Annotated in this window: 5 protein-coding genes and 2 pseudogenes; all 7 read right to left on the bottom strand. The window is 69.1% G+C overall.

Features of this window, described 5'->3' with window-relative positions; all coding sequences use genetic code 11:
- A pseudogene (locus A5780_RS16460) lies at positions 1-387 on the bottom strand (hypothetical protein); the annotation flags it as partial.
- 24 nt (positions 388-411) lie between these two features.
- Positions 412-648 (bottom strand): hypothetical protein, encoded by a 237-nt coding sequence (locus A5780_RS16455; protein WP_064908874.1) that lies wholly within the window; start codon positions 646-648, stop codon positions 412-414.
- A complete protein-coding gene (locus tag A5780_RS16450; RefSeq protein ID WP_197521768.1) occupies positions 645-1,580 on the bottom strand; it encodes an alpha/beta fold hydrolase in 936 nt (311 codons plus the stop codon). Before A5780_RS16450 ends, A5780_RS16455 begins: the two co-directional genes overlap by 4 nt.
- 113 nt (positions 1,581-1,693) lie before the next feature.
- Entirely contained in the window at positions 1,694-1,978 is a 285-nt protein-coding gene (locus tag A5780_RS16445; protein ID WP_064908872.1) for a hypothetical protein, read from the bottom strand.
- Positions 1,975-2,535: a hypothetical protein gene (locus A5780_RS16440; RefSeq protein WP_064908875.1), complete on the bottom strand. Its 561-nt coding sequence runs from the start codon at positions 2,533-2,535 to the stop codon at positions 1,975-1,977. Before A5780_RS16440 ends, A5780_RS16445 begins: the two co-directional genes overlap by 4 nt.
- 92 nt (positions 2,536-2,627) lie before the next feature.
- Positions 2,628-3,323, bottom strand: a complete 696-nt coding sequence (locus A5780_RS16435; protein WP_064908871.1) for a hypothetical protein — start codon at positions 3,321-3,323, stop codon at positions 2,628-2,630.
- Between the two features lie 114 nt (positions 3,324-3,437).
- Positions 3,438-3,716 (bottom strand): annotated as a pseudogene (locus tag A5780_RS41005) (hypothetical protein); the annotation flags it as partial.

The following is a 3,716-nucleotide window of genomic DNA, read 5'->3' as shown; positions in this document are numbered from 1 at the left end:
TGGGCGCCCGCGAACGGCCCAGTCATCGCGCTCCGCGCCGGCGGCGAGCATTTGTTGACCGACGAGGGCCCATTGATCGTCGGGCGCCACGGAGATCCGGACGAGCGCGTGGATGGCGGCCAGCGCCGCCCCGGCGGGGGTGTGTGTGAATCCTGCGGCGACCGCGCCGGTCACGGTGTGGGGGCCTTGGTCGGCCATTGGGAGCGAGATGGCTTGGTAGACGGTGGTTGTCGTGTTGATGGGTGCGGCGTGGATGTCCGCTGGCAGCGATGAGGTCGTGGGCGGGTGGGTGTGGTCGCCAGGGCCGGTGCAGCAGGTGAGCGTGGCGATGCCGAGCAGCCCGATCAGTGCGGTGAGGCCGGCGTGGTGGGTGGTGTGTGGGTTCACTGGTGTCTCCCAAGGGGTATGGGTTCAGTGGGTGGGGAACAGGGCGGCGGCGATGCCGCTGGCGGAGCCGATGAGGACGGCGGCGAGCAGGGCGCCGGCGAGTCCTTCGACCGCTTCCTCGCGGTGCAGCCGCCATGCCAGCTGCCAGCCGATCCAGATGGTGCGGGCGATCGCCAGCAGCAGCACCAGCCAGGCCAGCCATCCCAGCAGCTGGGTCAGCGGGGCGAGAACTTTCGGGTCCAGACGGGTGCTGGCGCTCATGGCACACCGTCGGTGTCGGCGGCCAGCTCGCTGTCCTGGTCGAGCAAGAGCTCGTCGACATCGACGTGGTAGGCGACATCGAGAGCCGCGACGATCACCTCGGCGGCCGTGTCCGGGTCGCTGCGTGGCAGGGAGTGCCCGGCGCCGGACACGACCTGCTGGTCGGCCCAGATCTTCTCGGCGAACCGGGTCGATTGGGCGGCTGGGACGACGCGGTCGCGGTCGCCGGTGACCACGAACGACGGCACCGACCGCAACCCGGCGACAACGTCCGGGTCGAGGTAGAAGTGGCGGTAGGCGTGCATGAGGTCGGTCAGCACCCGCGGATCCCCCGGACGGGCGCCGGTCGCCAGCGGAGCCTTGGATCCCAGCCGGCGCGCCGTGCGACGGAATCGTCGTTCGGCCATCGACGCGGCCGCGGCCGCGACAAGGTCGAGCCTGCCGTGGCGAAGCATCTTGATCCGCGCCGCAGCAGCGGTGAAATGCCTCGGCAGGGCGGGGAATTCGGGGAATTCGCCGGTGGCGTTGAACAACACCAACCCGGACAGGGCGGCCGCGCGCGCCGGGTAGCGCTGCGCGTAGGCCGCAGCGACCATGGACCCGGCCGAGTGCGTGACCAGCACCACCGACCCGGTTGCCTGGGTGAGCACGGCGTCGAGATCGTCGGCCAAATGCTCGAGGGTGGTTTCGACGCTGCGGTGGGGGCGTCCTGAGCGGCCGTGTCCGCGTTGGTCCCAGACGATTTGAGCGATCTGGCCGTCGAGGCGATCGTGGACCTGCTTGGTCAGCGGTTGCCACCAGCTGCCGTCGCACAGCAACCCATGAACATAGACAACGGTCGCTGCGGCGAACGTTGGCCCACAACGATCCCCGGCCAAAGTGAGCCCGTCGCTGGTGGTCATGGCCAATGGGGAGGTGTCGGTGACTGGCATAGGTGTGAATTCCTTTGTTTCAGAATCGAGTACTTGTTGAGATGGTTGGAGTCGGACCGTTCCGCGGTGTCGGTCACGAAGGTGCGGTGCATCGAAACTCGCTGGCGCGTCGGTTATTTGGCGACAATTTGGGTCATGATGGATCCGGCGCTGGTGGCGATGATCCCGCCGACGAGGGCGCCGAGCACGATCTTGGGGCTTTCCACAGCGCCTCCGTGCCAGCGTTCCCATCCGAATTTGCCGCCGGCGTAGATGAGTGCTGCGATGCCGGCGAGCATCACCGCCCAGGCGAGCCAGTTCACGACCTTGGTCAGCCCCTCCGAGCCCGGAGGCGGTTGCGGCGTGATCGGAATCTGTTGGGCTAGAACAACGATGCTGTCGACGACGATCAAGGTCATGACGATCTCCTCGGTGTGGAATCGGCTTGGATCGGCCGGGTGGCGGCGATGCGGGCGGTGATCGCGGCCCCGGCCCGGTAGACGTCGACGGGGACCGCGTCGCCCACGTGGGCGCGCCGCGGTGGCGGCGGATCACTCGGCGTGTAGGTCGCGAGCTCGTCGAGTTCATGGGTGAGCAGTTCGTCGTGCCACCGGAGCGACCACACCGCGCCCTCGACCAGGGCGGCGACCGTACTGCGGTACCGACGCACCGCTAGCGGAACCCGGCCGGGCCGCGGCGGGACGAGCACCAGCCCGACCACGGTCACCCTCGGGGGTGTGAGCCCGGCGTGCCATTCCCGTAGCCGGTCCGCGGCAGCAGTCAGCCCGGGCATGCAGTCACGAGCCGCGACCACTACCCGCTGGGTGGTCACTGTCGAGGCGGGCCACGCCAGCCCGGTGTCGGCGGCGTGTGCCCACCACCGGGCCAGCGTCGAGGTGCCCGCGCCGCCGTGGGCGCCGAGCACCGCGAACAGCGGCGGATACGACCCGGTGACGGGTAACGGTGAATTCCTCACCGGCGCAAGGTTTTCCGGGTCGGGCCCTGTGACGGTCGTCGGGTCGAGACGTCCGTCGGCGGGCTCATCGTAAGTGTGTACGGCGAGGGCGGTCATGGTCCGGCCTGCTTCTGGATATTGGTGATCACCAAGCGGGGCCCGTCGGGGCGGGTGTTGATCACTTGCAGGTAGTCGGTGCGGGTGCGGTCGGGATGTTGCTCGACCACGTGCACGTTCGCGCTACCACCGGCGATCGGGGTGATCGCCACGCAATAGGTGCTGCCGGCCGGGATGGAGGCGATCCCGGCGGCGAGCGCATCGACCGCCAGGCCTGCCTCCGGCGCCACGACCCGCAGTGCCGCGTCTGCGTTTCTGAGCCGGTAGTAGGCGTTTTCGAACGACGCCACGACCCCGGCAACGGTCCGTGTGTCACCGTCTCGATCGGTGACCGTGGTGCCGGTGAGTCCTGCGCACGCCCCGCCAGCGGCTGCGGCGTTGCTCGTAGGCGGGGCCGCGGTCCGGGTCTGAGCCAGGCCGTGTCCGCCGGGATCGGCAACGACCAGTGCACCGATGATCACCAGGACGGCGGCCACAGTCACCGTCGCACCCACGACTATCCACACCCGCGCGGACGGCATACCGAGCCGCGGACGCTCCTGTCCCAGCGCCTGCGGTGCGAGATGGGTATCGGTACGCCCGGGATGCAGTTGCGTCGGCTCGGACTGCAGTTCTTTTGAACAGTCGGGCTCGAGCCAACGCCATTCGTCCCCTGGAGCCGGAGTGGTGTCCGCGGATGTGGTGTGTGGCATGGTGGTTCACCTCCTCGACGTGGATGGGTGGGTGGATGGGCCCTTCGGCGGAGTCGGCCCGCGAGGAACGAACTGATCTCTCTGGCGCAGAGAAACCGTCTCCGCCGAAGGGGTTCAAGGACTCGGCACGGCAGGGGGAGAGGTTGCCGTGCCGGTCCGCTCAGGGACGGAGCCGGACGTCGCCGGGGAGGTGGGCTCCGTTGTGGTGGTGGCCGGTAGTGGTGTTTCGGTGGTGGGGTGGGTGGCGGCGAGGTCGTGGGCCAGGGCGGTGAACCAGTCGGCGACCGCGGCGAGGACTGGTGTTCCGGTCGGGGTGGCGGGGGTGCTGGTGTAGGCGGCGTGGTGGCCTGCGGTGTCGCTGTATTGGGTGTAGGTGGCCAGCTGGTAGAGCTG

This window comes from Nocardia sp. 852002-20019_SCH5090214 (genome assembly GCF_001665865.1).
Taxonomy (GTDB): domain Bacteria; phylum Actinomycetota; class Actinomycetes; order Mycobacteriales; family Mycobacteriaceae; genus Nocardia; species Nocardia nova.
The sequence above is the reverse complement of the archived record's forward strand: the minus strand, read 5'-3'. Positions and strand labels throughout refer to the sequence as shown.

Excerpts from the sequence above, each read along its gene's own strand:
- A5780_RS16455 (WP_064908874.1), bottom strand. The coding sequence starts at position 648 with ATGAGCGCCAGCACCCGTCTGGACCCGAAAGTTCTCGCCCCGCTGACC.
- A5780_RS16450 (WP_197521768.1), bottom strand. The coding sequence starts at position 1,580 with ATGCCAGTCACCGACACCTCCCCATTGGCCATGACCACCAGCGACGGG.
- A5780_RS16445 (WP_064908872.1), bottom strand. The coding sequence starts at position 1,978 with ATGACCTTGATCGTCGTCGACAGCATCGTTGTTCTAGCCCAACAGATT.
- A5780_RS16435 (WP_064908871.1), bottom strand. The coding sequence starts at position 3,323 with ATGCCACACACCACATCCGCGGACACCACTCCGGCTCCAGGGGACGAA.